The organism is Limosilactobacillus sp. (assembly GCF_051873035.1).
Classification (GTDB): domain Bacteria; phylum Bacillota; class Bacilli; order Lactobacillales; family Lactobacillaceae; genus Limosilactobacillus.
This window is the reverse complement of record NZ_JBJEEL010000037.1, coordinates 1-18,553: the sequence shown is the minus strand read 5'-3', so window position 1 is coordinate 18,553 and position 18,553 is coordinate 1. Positions and strand designations below refer to the sequence as shown.

Sequence of the window (18,553 nt, the reverse complement as noted above, 5' to 3'; positions counted from 1 at the left end):
ACATCCCTACCTATCAACACGGGTGTGTTATATGTTATTAAACACCGTTTAATAGTATACAAAAAAGCTTGTCCAATGACAAGCTTTTTACTGCTTTGTTTGCTTATTGCGCTGATTCTGGAGAAAAAAGCGCCGGATATTGACACCATGGGCGCTCAAATAGGCAACCTTTTTCTGCCGGGTTTGGTGCTTAAAGTGGTATTCCGCACTAAGAGCATCGTGCTTATTAGTAAATTTTTCACTATAAATTAGTTGCAGGGGGTGCCGGCGTTTCACCCGGGTATATTTAGCCCCTTTATAGGCCTGGTGAACTCTAAAGCGCCGGCGAACATTATCGGTAAAGCCACAATAAAGGGTGTTATCAGCACAATATAAAACGTAGATGTAATAGGGCTTATTCTTCTCGTTCATTGCCATATAACAGCCTTCTTACCTCTGATTGGTAATTTCCTTTTTCATCGCTTACCACCAATGGCGGAACCACCTTTTGTCCTCCTGGTTTACCATCCTTAATCACTTCAATTAAAACCATGTTAGCATCGCGGTCCGGTTTAGGATAGATAAAACGCAAGCGTTTGGCCACTAACCGATTTTGCTCGAGGGTGGTTAAGATCTCGCTTAACCGGTCCGGGCGGTGAACCAGGTAACCATGACCGTTCATTTTAAGCAGGCCACTCATTTGACGAGCAACAATCGCCAGGTTAGTTTTAATTTCGTGCCGGGCAATCGCCAGGTACTGGTTGGGATTTTTCTGACTCTTAGCGGTAACCGGAAAATAGGGCGGGTTACATAAAACCACGTCTGCCGAATCCTTAGGAATAGCGGTAAATACATCCGCAATATCCATATTTAATACCTGGTAACGGTCAGTCAGGCCATTAAGTTCAATGCTTCGCTGGGCCATATCCGCAATTCGTCCCTGAAGTTCTACTTCCGTAAAGCGACCGGCCAACTTATTGTGGAGAAAAAGGCCAATGGCTGCATTCCCCGCACATAGGTCAACTGTTTGGAGCCGGTGCCGGTGGTTAGGACGAACAAAATCAGCTAGTAACACGGCATCCAAGGAAAAGGCAAAGCAACTCGGGCTCTGAATTATTTGGATATCTTGGCTATATAATTGATCGATCCGCTCATCGTCCTTTAACTGTACTGGATGTGCATTCATAAATCTTTTTACTCCTCCCTCTTGCATGTTAAGATAAATTTGGTCATACTTTATTCAGTAAATTTTAAATAGATTGGAAGACTAGCTATGCTCTACACCTTCTTAGTAAGAATTGTTGGGCCGTTTTTAAATTTAATTAATGGACGGGCCCACATCTATAACCGGGAGAACCTCCCCAAGGACAACTATATCATCGTTGCCCCACACCGGACCTGGATGGACCCGGTACTGATCGCTTTAGCGGTTTGGCCCAAGAAGTTCAGCTTTATGGCCAAAAAAGAATTGTTTAAAAATCCACTCGCCGGTCGCTTTCTGCGGGCTTTAAACGCCTACCCCGTTGACCGGAAAAACCCCGGGCCGTCCGCAATTAAGACGCCGGTTAAGCTCCTGCGCAAAAGTGATTTATCAACAATCATTTTTCCCAGTGGCTCCCGCTATTCGGCCAAGCTAAAGGGTGGGGCAACCCTAATTGCTAAAATGGCCAACGTCCCCTTAGTACCGGCCGTTTACCAGGGACCCCTTTCCTTTGGCAAACTTTTCAGTCGTCAACCACGCAAAATTGCCTTTGGTCAACCCATTGTCATTGACCGGAAGAAACGGCTAACCGAGGAATACCAAGCAGCATTGGAAAAGCAAATGCAAACGGCGTTCGACCAACTCGATCAGCAAATCGACCCCCACTTTAAATATGTAATGCCGCCTAAGCCCAAGGATGATGACTTCTAAAAGGGACTTACGCTAAAAAGATAAGAGGCTGGTGAAAAAACAAGCGTTTTTTCCCAGCCTCTTTTTATTTGGTTATCCGTCCACCTAGCTAGTGGTCACCGGACAACTCCTTTACCTGTTGGCCTTTTTAGCCTGGGCCTTCATCGTTTGCATCATCTGATGTAACTTACGGCTAGATGGCTTTTGCCCCATTTGAAGCATCATCGTCCGCAGCATTTCCTCAGAAATTGGCGGATTGTTGCGCAGGTAATTTTCCATGTACTTCCGTGCACCAAAGAAGCCGATTACCAGCCCCACTAGTAGTCCCAGAATGACAAGTAAAATTGTCGCACCCATACTCATGGTTACTTCCCCCTTTGCTAAATTACTTTTTTATCTTACACGAATGTTTCACACTTGAAAAGGTAAAAGCTAAATTAATCGTCGCGAAGACCCTTCTTACGTTGAACTTCCCGGACCTTTTCTGGCGTAACTTCTTTACCATTTTTATCGAAGATCCGCATCATTTCAATATTTGACCGCATGGTTTCCCGGAAGTTCTTAATGTATTCCCGGCGTAAACGTTCCCGTTCACGGGTTTCCGCTTCCGTTAACCCCTCTTTTTTATTTTTATGAGCGAGCTCATTAATGCGTTTTAATAGTTTTTCCTGTTCTTTTGATTCCGTCATGATCAATGTCCTCCTAATTCGACATCCATAGTAACATTGTAGATTAATGTCTTTTTTTGTCAATTACGAACATGTGTTTGAAATCACCTGTTAGCTATGATATTCTTGACATAAGAATAAATTTAATGAGGTGTTAGCATGGCAAAGCCTGTTAGAAACAAGCAGATGGCCGTCTTAAACTACATCCACAAGCAAGTCGCTGATCACGGTTATCCACCGACTGTACGTGAAATTTGTAGCGCGGTGGGCCTTTCGTCGACATCAACTGTTCATGGACATATTAACCGTCTTATCGAGGGGGGCTTTTTAGAGAAGGACCCTGCCAAGCCCCGGGCCCTGGAGATTACCCCCAAAGGCCTCGATTTGTTAGGGATTAAACCCCGGCAGACTAAGATCCCCTTGCTAGGCGTAGTAACCGCTGGACAACCAATATTGGCTGTCGAAGACGCTACCGACTTTTTCCCTATCCCGCCTTCAATCCAGGATAATGATGATTTGTTCATGCTGACTATCCGGGGTTCCAGCATGATTAAGGCCGGCATCTTAAATGGTGACCAGGTAATCGTGCGGAAGCAATCCACCGCTAAAAACGGTGATATCGTCATTGCCATGAATGATGACAATGAAGCGACCTGCAAGCGGTTCTTCAAGGAGAAGACTCGTTTCCGCCTTCAACCAGAAAACGACACGATGGATCCTATTTTCCTCCAAAATGTCAAGATCCTGGGCAAGGTTGTCGGTCTTTTCCGTGATAATATTTTTTAATAATTAATTTTAAAAGGTCAATCAGAATTTAGTTAAAAATTCTGATTGACCTTTTGGTTTACCGGCACTGGTAAATCCGCTGGTGGTCTTTTTGCCCTGCCAGGACAAATTTAGCTGGATCCTTAGTTACATCAAAGCTAACGTCGGCCGGATTCATCCCTAACTGTTGCTGGAAGTCCTGCTCATATTCAGCAATCGTTACCTGGTGACGTTGGGCTAGGTCAGTCGGTACAGCGGATAAATGGGTGGCAAAACCTGGCTGAAGAATTCCCGTGTAGAATTCGCCTTCCGCACCCGATCCATAGCTAAATAGAGCTAATCGGTCACCCGCTTGGGCCGACCCGTTTTGGAGGTAGGACATTAGGCCCAAGTAGAGTGAACCAGTATAGAGGTTACCCACCCGCCGGCTGTATACCTGGCTTGCCGTTAGGGCCGCCCGCAAGCGCTGTGCAACCTCATCTTGCCGTTCTTGCAGAACCGCTTCCAAGGCCTTTTTGCCCATTTTAGTAAAGGGTAAGTGGAATAAGACCGCCGCAAAATCGGCTAACCGTCGGCCTGTCAGCTGTTGGTAACGCGCCAGGGTTTGTTTAAAAAAGTCAATGTAAACGTTAGTGGAATACTTGCCGTCAACCCGGGCCTCCGTCGCGTATAGTGGTCGCCAGAAGTCCATAATGTCCTTAGTTAGGCTAACCGTTGTTGGCTCCAACGCCAAAATATGCGGATTTTGGCTAACCAACATCGCCACTGCCCCAGCCCCTTGGGTTACCTCACCGGGAGTTGCTAACCCGTAGCGGGCAATGTCGGCCGCAATTACCAATACCAGTTCCTGGGGATTAAGGGCTACTAACCCGCGGGCAAATTGAAGTCCCGCCGTGGCCGAGTAACAGGCCTCCTTTAATTCGACCGTTCGGACAAAATCACTTAATCCCAAAAGGTGTTTAACATAGATGGCACTGGCCTTTGAGTTATCGATCCCCGATTCAGTAGCCACAATCACTGTTGAGATCCGTTCCCGAATATCAGGGGTCAGCAACTTGTCAGCGGCCGCCGCTCCCAAGGTTACAATATCCTGCGTTGGTGGGACAACCGCCTGCTGGTCCTGGCCAATCCCGATCGTGTACTTATCCGGTTCATCCCCGCGAACACGTGCTAATTCTCGCAGGTCAATATACTTATCGGTAGTGGCAAAGGCCATCTGATCAATTCCAATTTTCATCGTACTAGTCCCCCATTCGATCCATCGTTGTATTCAGTAATTCATCCACAATGTTATTACCCTGGTTATCGGCGTGTCCCTTCGTCCACTGAAAATGAAGGTGGGGAAACTGGGGTAGCAGGGTTAGTAAAGTTTGCCATAACTCCTTATTAGCAACGGCTTTACCGGTTGAGGTTACCCAGCCACGGCGCCGCCAACCATAGAGCCAGCCCTTCATGATCGGGTCTAAGACGTAGTGTGAATCAAGGGTAGCATTAATCGTCTCGTTTTGCCATTCCCGTTGAATCAGGGCCTTGAAAGCATTAATTAGGCCCAGCAACTCCATTCGGTTATTGGTAGCCCCAAATTCACCCGCGGTTCCCGTCACCTGTTGACCCTGCCGCTCGATTAAAAAGGCCCAGGCCGCCTTATCATTTTCCTTAACATGTTGGCCGCGACGATTACCGTGATTACGTGAACCGCCATCGGTATACAGGGCGATGGTCGCTATCGCTGCCGGCTCCGCTTCGAATTGTCCTAGGTCTAACGCTAATTGCTGCCTTTTACTAGGACGCTGATTTTTAACTGGTGCCCCTAACCAGGCTTGGGCTTCTTGACGGTTGGTAAACGACCGATAAATAGCACCGGAGTAACCCGTCACTTCTCGTTGACAGGCGGCCCAGCTGGAATAGATTCCTGGGTGCCGGCCCCGCTTGACCGCGTAGTACTTGCTTGCCATGTTATCCTCACCTTCGTATATTTAATATTTTATACAACTGCTTAGTCCATTTTAAATAAGTTGCGTAATCCCCAATAGACAAGAGATTAATTAATACTGCATTTAAGAAATACCAGCACTGATGTACAAATAAAAAAAGAATCCTTATGTATAAAGGATTCTAAAGGATATAAAAAGGAGAGTACAGGATTTGAACCTGCGCGCCCGCTCAACACGGGTTCGCCGGATTTCGAGTCCGGTGCATTACCACTCTGCCAACTCTCCATATGACTACCTTTTAACTATACCAAACATTTGAGCAAGAGTAAACCAAAAATATATCACTCACCCCTTCTCACCTTATCTGATATTGCAAGGTAGCCAAGACTAATGCCTATTTTTGATCGGCAATATTGTAGGTTGTCCGCCCGTTTTTAGCCGTATAAACTGCCTGCTTAGTATTATCAGGGTTCACAATACTAATTGAGTAATCACCACCGAGGGCTTTTGAAACCTGTGCTGAATTTCTCTTAATCGAATTCGTTAAGTTAGGCCAGCCAATTTGTGAAGCCTGACTAGGATCTTGGACTAAGGCCTTAATCGCATTAACCGTGTTGTCATCCGTTGGTTTTACAACGTAAGTATTGCTATCTTCTTTAAATTCGACCGTTCCCAGCTTAGAATAACCCTTTTGCAGCTGCCGTAACACTGCTGCCTGCTGGTTCTGGGTATTAGCACTGTTTCCGTTAATACCACTTAGGCGGTTCGAAAAGCTACTAGCCTGTACCACCTGTGAGGAGGAGCTAGCCGATTGTGATTGCTGGTTATGCTTAAAGTAGGGTAGGTTAATTGCACCATAGACGACCGCAATCAAACTCAATACAACAATCACCGTTCCTGATTTCCATTCCCGGTACCGTTGCCAGGAGTTAACGAGGTAGAAGGCCCCCAGCAAAAGCATCAGGCCACCAAAAATAACTAAGAAAATCATATTTAAACTCCTTTGTGTCCTTCATTAGCTATAAAAAGAAGGGTGTGACGACCGGTCTCACCCTCATTTTTAAAACTCCATCAATGTCTTAACATCGTAGTCCTTAATCTTATCGCGGCCGTGTAAATCTTTCAGGTCAATCAAGAAGGCACAGCCAACAACAATACCACCCATTTCTTCCACCATCTTAATGGTAGCCGAAATCGTACCACCAGTGGCTAATAAGTCATCGACAACTAGTACCCGTTGACCAGGTTTGATCGAATCCTTTTCCATCTGGAGAGTGGCCGTCCCGTATTCCAGCGTGTAGGTTGCACTAACCGCTTCCCGTGGTAACTTTCCCTTCTTGCGGGCCGGTGCAAAACCAACACCAAGTTCCCGGGCAATTGGGCACCCCACAATAAAGCCCCGGGCTTCTGGGCCCACGACCATATCAACATTTTTATCCTTCGCATAGGCAACTAACTCATCTGTAGCCTGTTTATAAGCTTCGCCGTTTGCCATTAATGGTAAGATATCCCGGTAAATAATTCCCTTCTCAGGGTAATCAGGGATACTAGCAACAAATTTATAAAGGTCTAAAGTCATACCAGAAATTGTCTCCTTTAATTCTTCTTCAGGCACTGCATGACCCATTTGGCCACCGTACCGGTGTCACTGAACAATAAGGTCTGTTCAGCTTGGTACTGGGCGAGCTGCGCTTGATAGCGGTCTGTCTGTTTTAAATCAGCCTTTGCGACCCCAGTTACCAGATTTAAAACACCATTAGTAATTGTAACAAATCCTACCTCAGAAAACACACTTATCATCAAATTTAATCGGACTTCATTAATTCTTAAATAACGACTGACCGCCGTCCGTTGTTGGGGCCACTGGAGATTAGGGTGTTGTCCAAGGAAGCGGTACAGGCTAACAAAATCATTCCGGGACGGTAGCCCGGCAAGGTAAATACTATTAGCCTCATACAAGAGTAAGCGGATTACCGCCGGTGCGCCACTATCATCAGCAAAGAGTCGGGTAAACTCAGTAAGGTCTGGTGGACAGTCAACCACCGTTAGCTGCTGGTCCGCCCAGTCGATCTCAGCAGCCGCTGCCGGTGAAAGTGCGTGTCCCTTAGCAACGTGGGGCGCAATATTTTCCCGTAAGCGGTCATTGTAAACCAGGTAGTAGCCCCCCATCGTAAAGTGCTGGGGACGAAGGCGATTAGTTCGCTGGTCAAGAATAACGGTGCCCGTTACCTGAATATCAACTAACATTAACTGGACCGTCCGCCGTCCCTGCCATTCATTGATACTTAACTTAGCCAGTAAGTCGACTTCACCGCCCTGACCATTCAGCAGCGGTGCCAACTGCCCCTGGTTAAAGGCAACCACCGTTAATTGCCCACCTAAATTGAACTTAAGGTGGGTATTATCTTTCCCCATCGTCTTAACGTTGCTGGGTTGAACATCTTTAAACAGGAAGATCGGCTGCTCATTCCCCGGGCCAAAAGGTGCCAATTGTTGTACCTCTTGGTAGAGCTTCTCATTAACGGCCCCCACATTTAATTGGTCCGCCACGGTGATTACTTGCTTTTCGTCCGTTGAAAAGCCTTGCTCTTGTGCCGCTTGTTTCAAAACTCGACGTAACTCATCGACCTGGTCAACTGCAAAGGATAAGCCACAGGCCGCCGGGTGCCCCCCGAAAGAAGACATCAAATCACGGTGGGCATCTAGTGCTTCAAAAAGGTTAAAACCAGTGACACTGCGACCAGAAGCCTTGGCCAAGGTATCCCCGTCATTTATTCCGGCAACAATCGTGGGCTTTCCCGTGAGGTCCATAATCCGGCTAGCAACAATTCCCAAAACACCCTGGTGCCAATCATGCCCTAGCAAAACAAGAACCGGTTGATCACGATTAGCCGGTGCAGTGGCCTGCTGTTGAGCAGCGGCCATAATCTGGTCGACCAGGTCCCGGCGTTGCTGATTAGCTGCCTCCACCTGCTGGGCCAGCTCCGTCCCCCGTTCCTCATCGAGGGTGGTCAGTAATTCCACGCCAACACTGGCATTAGCAACCCGGCCGAGGGCGTTTAACCGCGGGGCAATGGTAAAACCAATATCTTGGTCAGTCAGTTTGGCGATATTAGTACCGGCAATTTTAAGGAGGGCCCGCAAACCAGGACGCATCCCCTGCCGCAGCAACTGAATCCCCTGCGAAATCAAGGCACGGTTTTCATCAGTTACGGTGACCACATCCGCGATTTCGCCGATGGCAACCAGGTCGAGCATCTCTTCCGGAAATTCTTCCTGAAGTGCCCACACAAGCTTAAAGGCGACCGCAACCCCAGAGAGGTCCGGAAATGGGTACTCACTTCCCGGATAACGAGGGTGGACAATGGCAACCGCATTGGGGAGATCGGCCGGTAGCTCGTGGTGGTCAGTAATAACTACATCGACCCCCTGAGCCATTGCCTGATCAATTACCGTCTTCCCACTAACCCCGTTATCAACGGTAATAATTAGCTTGGTTCCATTAGCGATAATCCGCTCGTAGGCCGCCTGATTGGGACCATAACCGTCTTTAAAACGGTCTGGGATGTAGTAGTCAACGTCAGCACCAATTTCACTTAAGGCCTCGTATACTACCGCCGTACTCGTGATCCCATCAGCATCATAGTCACCATAGACCGTTATTTTTTCACCATTAGCAACCGCGTCTTCAATCCGTTCGACCGCCTTGTCCATATCATGGAGCTGACGGGGATCATGAACCGTTGATAAGTCAGGATGTAAAAAAGCCTGGGCGGCGTCTGGCGTCGTTAACCCCCGCTGAACAAGCAGGGTGGCCACTACCGATGAAACCCCTAGCTTTTCTTGAAATGTTTTTACCAGTTGTTGGTCAACCGTCGTCGAATCCATTTGCCAAGCATAATGTGCTTTGATCATTTTCTTCCCCACATTTCACTAAAAACAAGAAGGGCGTGACGTTACGCCACTGCCCGTTCTACACTTTCATTATTCTATTCATAATTAATATTCAATCGTCGAGTCTATAATTCCTTTTTATTTTGTTGGAAGTCAAAGAACTTCTTGATTGCCCAATCGCCTAAGCCAGGAATTACTTGATAGGCCCAACCAAGGTAGGCAACATAACCCGGAACATTAATTTCACGTGTCTTATAACCGACGTTATTCCAGATTCGCCGGGCTAATTCGTCGGGTTCAATGAATAACCATTTCGGGAGGTGTGACCGGTAGTTCCCTGCCGCATCTGCCTTCTCAAAGAAGGGCGTATTAACTGGACCCGGGTTAACCGTCAAAACCTGAACCCCATAATCGGCAACTTCCATCCGGAGGACATTGTCGAATTGAATTACTCCCGCCTTAGTTGCCGAATAGGCGGCACTATTAGGCGTCGGGATCTTACCACAGGCAGAGCCCATATTAATAATGGCGCCATACCCCTGGGCCATCATCCGCCGGGCGACACACCGGCTAATGTACATCAGGGCCAGCAAGTTAACGTCGGTCATCGTCGCCATGGTCTTGTAGGATTGATCAGCTGCCGGGCTAAAATCACCGAGGCCGGCCGAATTAACCAGAACGTCGATCCCCCCGACCTGGTGTTGAATTTTATCAAGGACTGCATCGATCTGATCTGGCGAAGTGGCATCCATTTTAAAGGCAAAGGCCGGTCGACCGGACAGAAGTAAACACTGTTTGGCAACCCGGTCAAGTTTTTCCTGGTTACGGGAGGTAACGACGACGATGGCTCCCCGTCGTGCCGCCTCGAGAGCTAACTTCTTACCGATTCCACCGGAACCACCGGTAATCAGCACCACTTCATTTCGCAAAAACCGTAATACTTTTACCCGTCTCAGCATTTTCCTCACTCCTTACTTATTAAAAGGAATATCGACTACGTCAAAGTCATTCACTACCCGTGTATTAGGGAAAACATCCCGAACCTGGTAGGCCAGCTGGTAGGCTGACTTACCAGCATACCGGGCTGAAATATGGTTAAGTAACAGGCGTTTAGCCCCAGCACGTTTCGCAATTTCTGCTGCTTGCAGGCTGGTGGTGTGGTAATAGCTACGGGCTAACTTGGCTTCATCCTTAGCAAAGGTACTCTCATGAACCAAGACATCAGCATTGCGCGCTAATTCCACCGCGTTTTCGGTTTTACGCGTATCGCCACAGATCGCGACAATCCGCCCGGGCTGTGGTTGGCCGATAAAGTCTTGACCGTTAATCGTTCGCCCATCATCCAATACAACGGTTTTGCCGGCCTTTAACTGACCATAAATTGGGCCTGACGGAATTTTTAGCTCACGCAACTTATCAACTTGCAGCTCACCCGGGTGGTCCGCTTCGACGACCCGGTAGCCATAGCAAGCGATCTTGTGGTCTAGCTTCTTAGCGGTTACCGTAAAGCCCTGATCATGAAAGACTACCCCTTCATGATCAATCTCGACAAAGTGTAAGGGATAGCTAAGCCGGGATTCACTAACTTGCAAGGCCGTCATCACAAAGCGCTTAATCCCAACCGGACCATAAATTGTTAGTGGTGCTGCTCCCCCTTGGAAGGACCGTGAACTTAGCAATCCCGGTAAGCCAAAAATATGATCACCATGTAAGTGGGTAATAAAGATTTTTTCAATCTTCCGCGGCCGAATCGTGGTGTTTAAAATTTGGTGCTGGGTAGCTTCACCCACATCAAAAAGCCAAATGGCATTGCGCTCTTCCAACAGCCGGAGGGCCACGCTAGAGACATTCCGTTGTTTACTCGGTGAACCGGCGCCAGTTCCTAAAAATTCAAGTTGCATTATTTTAATTCCCTACCTTTTTACCGTGACTACTGGATAAATTCGAAGACGAACTTCCGAATCCGCACCATATCACCATTTTGAATTCCCTTTTCACGAAGGGCATCATCAACCCCCATTTGCCGCATTTGCCGGGCAAAACGAAGCTGACTTTGTTCATGCGTCAGGTCTGTCATATCAAACAGACGGAGTAGTTGTTCACCACCCAGAACCCAGGTACCATCTTCATCCTTGCTGATGGTAAAGGCCGGGCCGGACGGGTTCTTTTGGAACTGCTTGCCGGCTTCCTCGTATTCGGGTGTCAGCTGCTCATCATGGCTCGCACTGTCAAATGCCGGCGTCTGGTCTAAGAGGTCCGCCGTTAACTGCATTAACTGTTGAACCCCTTGGTGGGTTACCGCCGAAATTGGGAAAATCGTCGGCTGCTTAGCTAACGTCTGGTCGGTTGCCAACTGTTGCTTAAACCGGGCCAGATTCTGTTCAGCGTTAGGCATATCCATTTTAGTGGCTACTACAACCTGTGGCCGCTTTAGCAGCTCCGGATCATAGTTCGCCAATTCATGGTTGATTTGCCGATAACGGTTAATGGCCTGCTCGCTATCTTCGCTTGACATATCAACTAGGTGCAGCAAGACCCGGGTCCGTTCAATATGCCGGAGAAACTTTAGTCCTAGGCCAATTCCTTTCGAGGCCCCTTCAATTAGCCCCGGCATATCGGCCATCGCAAAGTCACGGCCATCTGGCAACATTACCATCCCCAAATTAGGAACAAGGGTCGTAAATTCATAGGCCGCGATCTTTGGTTTTGCACCGGTAACCACTGACAACAGGGTTGATTTCCCAACCGAAGGAAAACCAATCAGGCCAACGTCGGCCAGCATCTTCAACTCTAATTCAAGGTAACGGTCTTCGCCTGGTTCCCCATTTTCAGCAATTTCAGGAGCCGGGTTTTTGGCACTAGCAAAGTGGATATTGCCACGACCACCGCGGCCCCCCTTAGCGATAACGAGTTCCTGGCCTTTTTCTACCAGGTCACCAATAATCTGACCGGTATCAAGGTCGCGGACCGTGGTCCCCTGGGGAACCGCAATCACAGTATCTTCGGCACTGGCCCCAGTCATCTGCTTATTCATCCCGTTACCACCATTCTTAGCTTTAAAAATCCGGTGGTAACGAAAGTCCATCAAGGTCCGTAAGCCTTCATCGACTTTTAGGATGATGGAGCCACCACGGCCACCATCACCACCAGCCGGGCCACCGTTGGGAACGTATTTTTCCCGCCGGAAGGCAACCATCCCGTCGCCCCCCTTACCGGCATGGGCTTCAATTTTAATTTGATCAACAAAGGTATTCATCATGATTTCTCCGTTCTAAGTTCTTATTACTAGTATATTTGAAAAGCGGGGGGCCGTCAAAATCAATCGTGGCTACTCCCCTTCGCAACCGCCGCATTTTTTTGGAGCGAAACTTTGATTAGCTGCGCCGTCGGCCGGTTAATTCCCAGCGAATGAATTTCATCGACCGAGGCCTGGGCGATTTTAGTTACCGAGCCATACTTCTTAAGCAGCTTGGTCCTAGTCCGCGGGCCAACCCCCTTAATTTCGTCCAGCCGCGAGCTCAGTGAGTGTTTGGTATGGACGTTACGGTGGAAGGTAATTGCAAAGCGGTGAACCTCATCTTGAATCCGCTGGACCAGGTAAAATCCTTGGCTCCGGGGATTTAGATTAACGTGTTGGTCATCATCACCAAAGAGGAGGTCCGCCGTCTTGTGCTTGTCATTTTTAACCATCCCCACGACTGGAATATCAAGCCCCAGTTCGTTTTCTAAGACGTCTTTGACCGCATTCATTTGAATCTCGCCCCCGTCCATGAAAATCATGTCCGGCATCGGCTTATTCTCCCGCAACAGGCGACTATACCGGCGACGGATTACTTCCCGGGTACTAGCCGCTTCGTCAGCATGGTTAATCACCGTCTTGAGTTTATACTTCCGGTATAGTTTCTTGGCCGGTTCACCATCGATAAAGACAACCATTGCGCTCACTGGATCAGCTCCCTGAATATGGGAGTGGTCAAAGGCTTCGATCTTATGGCCAACTGGTAAGCCTAACGCGTCCGTAATTTCTTTCATCGCGCCGGTAGTCTTACCCTTATCCATTTCGAGGAGGCGGAACTTTTCATCCAACGTCAATTGCGCATTCTCTGCTGCCATCGCCATTAGGTCCTTTTTCTCCCCCCGTTCCGGAGTGCGGACCGGAATACCGAGGATTTCACTAATCTCCTTGTTAGGCAGTCCCGCCGGCAGCAAAATCTCCCGGGGAAGAATATTATTGCGCCGGTTATAGAACTGAAGGATAAAACTCGTCATTTCTTCAGTGGCGGTATCAACAACCGGGAATAGTCGCTTTTCCCGCTTCATTAACCGGGCCTGGCGAATAAAGAAAACCTGGATCGACAGCCAGCCCTTATCCATGTAAAAGTTAAAGAGGTCCCGGGGGGTCCGGTCATTTGAGATGATCTTTTGTTTTTCAACCGTCACTTCAATATAGTGGAGCTGGTCCCGAATTTCAGCTGCCCGTTCATACTCCAGGCTGGCCGCGGCCTGCTCCATTTTCGCTGTCAGGTGGCGCTTAACTGCCGCCGTATTGCCATTCAAAAAGGACTTAATCCGTTTTACCTGCCGCTCGTATTCTTCTGGTGGGACCGTCTTGAAGCACGCCCCCAGACACTGCCCCATATGGTAATACAGACACGGTCGTCCCTGATACCCATTACAGCGGCGCAAGGGATAGACCTTTTGGATAAAATGCAGGGTTTCCTCGGCCGCATAGACATTGGGGTACGGGCCAAAATAGTAGGCCCCGTCTTTTTTTACCGTACTAACAATTTCTGTTTGGGGGTCCCGTTCGTTCGTTATCTTGATGTACGGATACCCCGTCCCCCGCTTCAATTTAATATTAAAGTAGGGTTGGTGCTTTTGAATTAGCGTAATTTCAAGAAGGAAGGACTCCTTGTTAGTTGAAGTAATAATGGTTTCAAAGTCGGCCACTTCAGAAACCATCTTGGCGACCTTCCCGGTGTGGCTACTCTTAAAATAAGAGCGTACCCGGTTCTTAAGATTTTTGGCCTTACCAACGTAAATAATCTGCCCATTGATGTTCTTCATTAAGTAACAACCCGGCTTATCCGGTAGTAATGCGAGCTTATGTTCTAGATATTCACTGGCCATTTTAACCCTCCCGCTCAATTGCTAATATAATATTATAAAGGATAATGCGCAGTCAGGGCAAAGAATGTGACTACTTTCATCCTAAAATCTTGCAGGAAGACCAGTCCCTGTGCTAAGATGATTTGAAATAAGAAGGAGTGCGATAATAATGGGCTTAGTAACTCGCCGGAGTGAGCAATTAGACCGGCTTTTCGACCAATTTGCTATTGATCCAAAGAAAAAGCATCCTAAGGACCAGCCAAAGGATAAAAAAGCGGACCAGAAAGCTGCTAAAACGGACCAAAAGAAGTAACGTTAATCAAAAAGGTCCCCAGTGTTCAACCAAATGCGAACACTGGGGACCTTTTCTTAACTTACCAGTATCAATTAACCCTGTTTTTTAAAGCCGGTTGGGTAGCGCCGGTTTAATTCTTCAATATTGGCCTTGGCAACCTCATCAAAGGGAATATCAGCCCACTCGGCCACCTGGGAAAGGTACCAGAGTACATCCCCCATCTCATGAATTAATTCTTGCCGGCTTAGCTTCTGCCCCTTAAAAGTGTAGTTTTTGACCAAATCGACCACTTGGCCAGCCTCACCAGCAAGCCCAAGGGCACAATTGGTTAATACTTGTTCATTACCATAGAGCGTTCGTTTAGCAGCACTTTGGTACTCATTAAAGTCCACTGTTAGTTCATCTCCATCTGTTTTTCAATCCACTGCCAGACCGCTTCCTGGCCCTTCTTGTTAACTGCTGAAAACAAAACCAGCGGTGTTTCCCGGTCCATCCCCAGTGTCTTTTTAACTAAGCTCTCCTGACGGTTCCAAGCATTTCCTTTAACCTTATCCATTTTGGTAGCTACTACTAAAGTTGGAATCCGGTAGTAAGCCAACCACTGATACATACTAATATCATCATCAGTCGGCGCATGGCGGCCATCCACCAATAAGATCGTTCCACAGAGTTGGTTCCGTTCGGTCAAGTACTGTTCAATCATTTGACCAAAACGTTCCCGCTCCTTCTTCGAGACCTTCGCATAACCATAGCCTGGCACGTCGACAAAGTATAGCTGATCTTCAACATTATAAAAGTTCAGTGTTTGGGTTTTCCCCGGTTGACTTGACGTGTGTGCAAAGTTACGGCGGTTAATTAAAACATTCGTCAGCGAGGATTTACCGACATTGGAACGCCCAACCAGTGCCACTTCTGGATAATTGGTCCGTGGATACTGATCTGGCCGGACTGCACTAATCGTTAAATCAACATTGTGAACTTCCATCATTAACCTCCCATATCATTAGGATGCTTGTTCATCCTTCATCACATACTTCGGTTCCGCATGGTCGGTGACACAACGCTTCCCGATAACAACTTTAGCCACATCACTCCGACTTGGCAATTCAAACATGACGTTTTGCATGACTTCTTCAATAATCGAACGCAGACCCCGCGCACCCGTATTGCGGGCAATTGCCAGCTTGGCCATGGCCGTCAGGGCACCGCTTGTGAAACTTAACTCACTGCCGTCTAACCGGATTAATTCTTGATACTGCTTTACCAGCGCATTCTTCGGTTCCGTTAAGATTCGCACGAGGTCATGCTCATCTAGTTTTTCCAGGGCCGTCATTACAGGCAGTCGGCCGATAAATTCCGGAATAAGGCCAAATTTAAGTAAGTCTTCTGGAATAACGTGTTGCAGAATATTCTTTTCGGTAATGTCATCCCGCTCTGCAGAACTCGTTCCAAAACCGATCGTTTTTTCGCCGACCCGTTCCTTAACAATGTTTTCAATTCCATCGAAGGCCCCACCAACAATAAAGAGAATATTGCTAGTGTCAACTTGGATAAACTCTTGTTGGGGGTGCTTACGGCCACCCTGTGGCGGTACGTTTGCAATCGTTCCTTCCAGGATCTTTAACAGGGCCTGTTGGACACCTTCACCGGAAACATCCCGGGTAATTGAAACATTCTCACTCTTCTTGGCAATCTTATCAATTTCATCGATGTAGATAATGCCTTTTTCAGCTCGTTCAACATCGAAGTCAGCCGCCTGGAGAAGCTTAAGAATGATGTTTTCAACGTCTTCACCAACGTAACCGGCTTCAGTCAGGGTCGTAGCGTCCGCAATTGCAAACGGAACATTTAAGATACGTGCCAGTGACTGTGCCAGGTAGGTCTTCCCGGAACCCGTAGGACCGATCACCGCAATATTACTCTTTTGCAACTCGGTATCATTGTTATCACCGGTCGTCATCGCATTAACCCGCTTGTAATGGTTGTAAACCGCTACCGCCAATGTCTTCTTAGCGGCGTCTTGGCCGATCACATAATCATCTAGATCCTTAACAATTTCTTCCGGCGTTGGTACCCGGAAGGTCATTTTTGCGCTATCTTCTGACAGCTCTTGGTCGATGATTTGCTTACACAAATCAACGCATTCATTACAGATATAAACGCCTGGTCCAGCCACAATTTTTTTAACTTCGTCCTGTGATTTCCCACAAAAGGAACAATGGACAGAATCCATTTCACTGGTATCTTCAAACATTTATAAACCTCCTCTAAAACTTATGAAATAATCATACCAAACTTTACCATTAAATTCGAACATTGTGCCTTTCGAACCGCTGGCAGTGTGGTATACAAATGGCCCCAAGCATTCGGATAATCCCGAACGTTTGGGGCCTCTTTGTACTTGCAGAAAGTATTCAGATCAGTTCAGTCTGACCGTGCTTATACTCTCCATGGTGATAAGGATGCTAATTACTTATCGGACTTTTCGTCATCCTTCTTAGCTGACTTAACTTGCTTTGCGGAATCAGCAACCAGGTCAACGGCCTTCTTGATCTTGATATCATGGCTCAGCATATCCTTAGATAAGGCCTTTTCAACAGCATCTTCTTCCATGCCGTATTGCTTTGCTAAGTCCTTGATTTCATCCTTGATTTCGTCGTCACTGGCTTCCAGCTTAGCATCGTCAACGATTGCTTCCAGAACTAAGTTAGTCTTAACCCGTTGTTCAGCATCATTAGCAAATTGCTTCTTCAGGTCATCTTCCTTGGTTCCAGTAATTTGGAAGTACATTTGTGGGCTGATGCCTTGTTGTTGCATTCCGGCCAGGTATTGTTGCATTTGACGGTTGGTGTCTTCATCCAACATTGCTTGTGGAATGTCTTCAATTTCAGCATTAGCAACGGCCTTTTCAATGGCAGCATCTTCAATTGCGCCCTTAGCTTGGTCGTCCTTTTGTTCTTGTAATTGTTTCCGCGTCTTGTCCTTCAATTCGTCAAGGGTATCAACATCTTCGTCTACGTCCTTGGCAAAATCATCGTCAAGTTCAGGCAGTTGCTTTTCCTTGATTTCGTGAACCTTAACCTTGAACAGTGCTTCCTTACCAGCAAGTTCCTTGGCGTGGTAATCTTCTGGGAAGGTAACCTTAACGTCAACGTCATCACCGGAGTTGGCACCAACTAATTGGTCTTCAAAACCAGGAATAAATGAGCCAGAGCCTAATTCAAGGGAGTAGTTGTCGGCAGAACCACCGTCAAACTTCTTGCCATCGATACTACCTTCGTAGTCGATAACAACCGTGTCACCCTTAGCAGCTGGCTTGTCTTCCTTAAGAACCAATTCAGCTTGTTGTTGACGCTTCTTTTCGATTTCTGAATCAACATCAGCATCGGAAACAGTAGTGTCTTGTTCTGGAACTTCCATGCCCTTGTAGTCGCCTAACTTAACCTCTGGTTCAACAGCAACTTCGGCCGTCAGAGTCCATGGTTGGTCCTTTTCCATACTCTTAATGTCAATTTGTGGTTGGTCAACTGGCTTGATGCCGGTTTCCTTAACCGCTGCACTGTAAGCATCTGGAAGAACCTTGTTTAAGGCATCTTGGTATAATGATTCTTCACCGTACATTTGGTTAAAGATTTGACGAGGAACACGGCCCTTCCGGAAACCTGGTACCGTGATCTTCTTCCGAGTTTCAACGAAGGCTTCGTCGATTCCCTTCTTAATCGTGTCGACATCAATATCAAACGTTAATGTCCCTTTGCTGGCATCGCTATCGCGTTCCCATTTTGCTGACATTTTATTTCCTCCAATAACAATCAATTTGACCATTACTATAATAAGTAGGTCTTTACATACCTTATTAGTTTACCGTACGGCACGGGCAATTGCAACTAATTGACGGGTTTCCGCCGGTAATTATTTAAAAGAAAAAGGAATCCGGTAAAACCGAATTCCTTTAACTTATTTAGCCTAATTGAAAATTAGTCTAACACTTCTGATACCACACCGGCACCAACAGTGT

At 47.3% G+C, this 18,553-nt stretch carries 20 protein-coding genes and 1 tRNA gene; 3 read left to right on the top strand and 18 right to left on the bottom strand.

Features of this window, described 5'->3' with window-relative positions:
• Positions 1-87: 87 nt before the first annotated feature.
• Positions 88-411: a GIY-YIG nuclease family protein gene (locus ACI31H_RS03265; RefSeq protein WP_439770590.1), complete on the bottom strand. Its 324-nt coding sequence runs from the start codon at positions 409-411 to the stop codon at positions 88-90.
• Positions 395-1,165 carry a tRNA1(Val) (adenine(37)-N6)-methyltransferase gene (locus tag ACI31H_RS03260; protein WP_439770563.1) on the bottom strand — a complete coding sequence of 257 codons (771 nt, stop codon included), beginning with the start codon at positions 1,163-1,165 and terminating at the stop codon, positions 395-397. The genes ACI31H_RS03265 and ACI31H_RS03260 overlap by 17 nt, the downstream gene beginning before the upstream one ends.
• Before the next feature lie 87 nt (positions 1,166-1,252).
• Between ACI31H_RS03260 and ACI31H_RS03255 the strand changes: the two genes are divergently transcribed.
• A complete protein-coding gene (locus ACI31H_RS03255; RefSeq protein WP_439770562.1) occupies positions 1,253-1,891 on the top strand; it encodes a lysophospholipid acyltransferase family protein in 639 nt (212 codons plus the stop codon).
• Between the two features lie 111 nt (positions 1,892-2,002).
• Here ACI31H_RS03255 and ACI31H_RS03250 read toward each other — a convergent pair whose 3' ends face one another.
• Together ACI31H_RS03250 and ACI31H_RS03245 are read right to left on the bottom strand one after the other, a co-directional pair.
• The gene (locus tag ACI31H_RS03250; protein WP_439770589.1) at positions 2,003-2,227 is read right to left on the bottom strand and encodes a YneF family protein; all 225 of its coding nucleotides are present in this window, start codon (positions 2,225-2,227) and stop codon (positions 2,003-2,005) included.
• A gap of 80 nt (positions 2,228-2,307) precedes the next feature.
• Entirely contained in the window at positions 2,308-2,559 is a 252-nt protein-coding gene (locus tag ACI31H_RS03245; protein ID WP_439770561.1) for a DUF896 domain-containing protein, read from the bottom strand.
• 138 nt (positions 2,560-2,697) lie between these two features.
• On the opposite strand from ACI31H_RS03245, the gene lexA reads away from it, so the two are divergent.
• Positions 2,698-3,324 (top strand): transcriptional repressor LexA, encoded by a 627-nt coding sequence (lexA, locus tag ACI31H_RS03240; protein ID WP_439770560.1) that lies wholly within the window; start codon positions 2,698-2,700, stop codon positions 3,322-3,324.
• A 58-nt stretch (positions 3,325-3,382) separates the two neighbouring features.
• Here the strand turns inward: lexA and ACI31H_RS03235 are convergent, their stop codons facing one another.
• From ACI31H_RS03235 to uvrC, 10 genes are all read right to left on the bottom strand, one after another.
• Complete coding sequence (locus ACI31H_RS03235; protein ID WP_439770559.1) at positions 3,383-4,540, bottom strand: hydroxymethylglutaryl-CoA synthase; 1,158 nt, start codon at positions 4,538-4,540, stop codon at positions 3,383-3,385.
• A gap of 4 nt (positions 4,541-4,544) precedes the next feature.
• Positions 4,545-5,258, bottom strand: coding sequence for a ribonuclease H family protein (locus tag ACI31H_RS03230; protein WP_439770558.1), 714 nt, complete (start codon positions 5,256-5,258; stop codon positions 4,545-4,547).
• Between the two features lie 175 nt (positions 5,259-5,433).
• Positions 5,434-5,522: transfer RNA gene (locus ACI31H_RS03225), tRNA-Ser, on the bottom strand.
• Positions 5,523-5,631: 109 nt separating this feature from the next.
• A complete protein-coding gene (locus ACI31H_RS03220) occupies positions 5,632-6,228 on the bottom strand; it encodes a DUF308 domain-containing protein (protein ID WP_439770557.1) in 597 nt (198 codons plus the stop codon).
• A 69-nt stretch (positions 6,229-6,297) separates the two neighbouring features.
• A complete protein-coding gene (locus ACI31H_RS03215; protein WP_439770588.1) occupies positions 6,298-6,816 on the bottom strand; it encodes an adenine phosphoribosyltransferase in 519 nt (172 codons plus the stop codon).
• Between the two features lie 17 nt (positions 6,817-6,833).
• Positions 6,834-9,152 (bottom strand): single-stranded-DNA-specific exonuclease RecJ, encoded by a 2,319-nt coding sequence (gene recJ / locus ACI31H_RS03210; RefSeq protein WP_439770556.1) that lies wholly within the window; start codon positions 9,150-9,152, stop codon positions 6,834-6,836.
• Between the two features lie 104 nt (positions 9,153-9,256).
• A complete protein-coding gene (locus ACI31H_RS03205) occupies positions 9,257-10,090 on the bottom strand; it encodes an SDR family NAD(P)-dependent oxidoreductase (protein WP_439770555.1) in 834 nt (277 codons plus the stop codon).
• Positions 10,091-10,102: 12 nt separating this feature from the next.
• Entirely contained in the window at positions 10,103-11,032 is a 930-nt protein-coding gene (gene rnz, locus ACI31H_RS03200) for a ribonuclease Z (RefSeq protein WP_439770554.1), read from the bottom strand.
• Positions 11,033-11,061: 29 nt separating this feature from the next.
• Positions 11,062-12,387, bottom strand: a complete 1,326-nt coding sequence (obgE, locus tag ACI31H_RS03195; RefSeq protein ID WP_439770587.1) for a GTPase ObgE — start codon at positions 12,385-12,387, stop codon at positions 11,062-11,064.
• Positions 12,388-12,449: 62 nt separating this feature from the next.
• Entirely contained in the window at positions 12,450-14,261 is a 1,812-nt protein-coding gene (uvrC, locus tag ACI31H_RS03190; protein WP_439770553.1) for an excinuclease ABC subunit UvrC, read from the bottom strand.
• 148 nt (positions 14,262-14,409) lie between these two features.
• Between uvrC and ACI31H_RS03185 the strand changes: the two genes are divergently transcribed.
• Complete coding sequence (locus ACI31H_RS03185; protein ID WP_439770552.1) at positions 14,410-14,553, top strand: SPJ_0845 family protein; 144 nt, start codon at positions 14,410-14,412, stop codon at positions 14,551-14,553.
• A 74-nt stretch (positions 14,554-14,627) separates the two neighbouring features.
• Here ACI31H_RS03185 and ACI31H_RS03180 read toward each other — a convergent pair whose 3' ends face one another.
• The 4 genes from ACI31H_RS03180 to tig form a co-directional block, all read right to left on the bottom strand.
• Positions 14,628-14,927 (bottom strand): nucleoside triphosphate pyrophosphohydrolase family protein, encoded by a 300-nt coding sequence (locus tag ACI31H_RS03180; protein ID WP_439770551.1) that lies wholly within the window; start codon positions 14,925-14,927, stop codon positions 14,628-14,630.
• A 2-nt stretch (positions 14,928-14,929) separates the two neighbouring features.
• Positions 14,930-15,520 carry a ribosome biogenesis GTP-binding protein YihA/YsxC gene (gene yihA / locus ACI31H_RS03175; RefSeq protein WP_439770586.1) on the bottom strand — a complete coding sequence of 197 codons (591 nt, stop codon included), beginning with the start codon at positions 15,518-15,520 and terminating at the stop codon, positions 14,930-14,932.
• A gap of 18 nt (positions 15,521-15,538) precedes the next feature.
• Positions 15,539-16,789 carry an ATP-dependent Clp protease ATP-binding subunit ClpX gene (gene clpX, locus ACI31H_RS03170; protein WP_439770550.1) on the bottom strand — a complete coding sequence of 417 codons (1,251 nt, stop codon included), beginning with the start codon at positions 16,787-16,789 and terminating at the stop codon, positions 15,539-15,541.
• A 215-nt stretch (positions 16,790-17,004) separates the two neighbouring features.
• Entirely contained in the window at positions 17,005-18,327 is a 1,323-nt protein-coding gene (tig, locus tag ACI31H_RS03165) for a trigger factor (protein ID WP_439770549.1), read from the bottom strand.
• Between the last annotated feature and the right edge of the window lie 226 nt (positions 18,328-18,553).

What these genes read in the sequence shown, in the direction of transcription:
- ACI31H_RS03255 (WP_439770562.1), top strand. Translation starts at nt 1,253, where the DNA reads ATGCTCTACACCTTCTTAGTAAGAATTGTTGGGCCGTTTTTAAATTTA.
- ACI31H_RS03260 (WP_439770563.1), bottom strand. Translation starts at nt 1,165, where the DNA reads ATGAATGCACATCCAGTACAGTTAAAGGACGATGAGCGGATCGATCAA.
- uvrC (WP_439770553.1), bottom strand. Translation starts at nt 14,261, where the DNA reads ATGGCCAGTGAATATCTAGAACATAAGCTCGCATTACTACCGGATAAG.
- ACI31H_RS03185 (WP_439770552.1), top strand. Translation starts at nt 14,410, where the DNA reads ATGGGCTTAGTAACTCGCCGGAGTGAGCAATTAGACCGGCTTTTCGAC.
- obgE (WP_439770587.1), bottom strand. Translation starts at nt 12,387, where the DNA reads ATGAATACCTTTGTTGATCAAATTAAAATTGAAGCCCATGCCGGTAAG.
- ACI31H_RS03245 (WP_439770561.1), bottom strand. Translation starts at nt 2,559, where the DNA reads ATGACGGAATCAAAAGAACAGGAAAAACTATTAAAACGCATTAATGAG.
- ACI31H_RS03250 (WP_439770589.1), bottom strand. Translation starts at nt 2,227, where the DNA reads ATGGGTGCGACAATTTTACTTGTCATTCTGGGACTACTAGTGGGGCTG.
- rnz (WP_439770554.1), bottom strand. Translation starts at nt 11,032, where the DNA reads ATGCAACTTGAATTTTTAGGAACTGGCGCCGGTTCACCGAGTAAACAA.
- ACI31H_RS03235 (WP_439770559.1), bottom strand. Translation starts at nt 4,540, where the DNA reads ATGAAAATTGGAATTGATCAGATGGCCTTTGCCACTACCGATAAGTAT.
- ACI31H_RS03220 (WP_439770557.1), bottom strand. Translation starts at nt 6,228, where the DNA reads ATGATTTTCTTAGTTATTTTTGGTGGCCTGATGCTTTTGCTGGGGGCC.
- lexA (WP_439770560.1), top strand. Translation starts at nt 2,698, where the DNA reads ATGGCAAAGCCTGTTAGAAACAAGCAGATGGCCGTCTTAAACTACATC.
- ACI31H_RS03230 (WP_439770558.1), bottom strand. Translation starts at nt 5,258, where the DNA reads ATGGCAAGCAAGTACTACGCGGTCAAGCGGGGCCGGCACCCAGGAATC.
- ACI31H_RS03205 (WP_439770555.1), bottom strand. Translation starts at nt 10,090, where the DNA reads ATGCTGAGACGGGTAAAAGTATTACGGTTTTTGCGAAATGAAGTGGTG.
- recJ (WP_439770556.1), bottom strand. Translation starts at nt 9,152, where the DNA reads ATGATCAAAGCACATTATGCTTGGCAAATGGATTCGACGACGGTTGAC.
- clpX (WP_439770550.1), bottom strand. Translation starts at nt 16,789, where the DNA reads ATGTTTGAAGATACCAGTGAAATGGATTCTGTCCATTGTTCCTTTTGT.
- tig (WP_439770549.1), bottom strand. Translation starts at nt 18,327, where the DNA reads ATGTCAGCAAAATGGGAACGCGATAGCGATGCCAGCAAAGGGACATTA.
- yihA (WP_439770586.1), bottom strand. Translation starts at nt 15,520, where the DNA reads ATGGAAGTTCACAATGTTGATTTAACGATTAGTGCAGTCCGGCCAGAT.
- ACI31H_RS03265 (WP_439770590.1), bottom strand. Translation starts at nt 411, where the DNA reads ATGAACGAGAAGAATAAGCCCTATTACATCTACGTTTTATATTGTGCT.
- ACI31H_RS03215 (WP_439770588.1), bottom strand. Translation starts at nt 6,816, where the DNA reads ATGACTTTAGACCTTTATAAATTTGTTGCTAGTATCCCTGATTACCCT.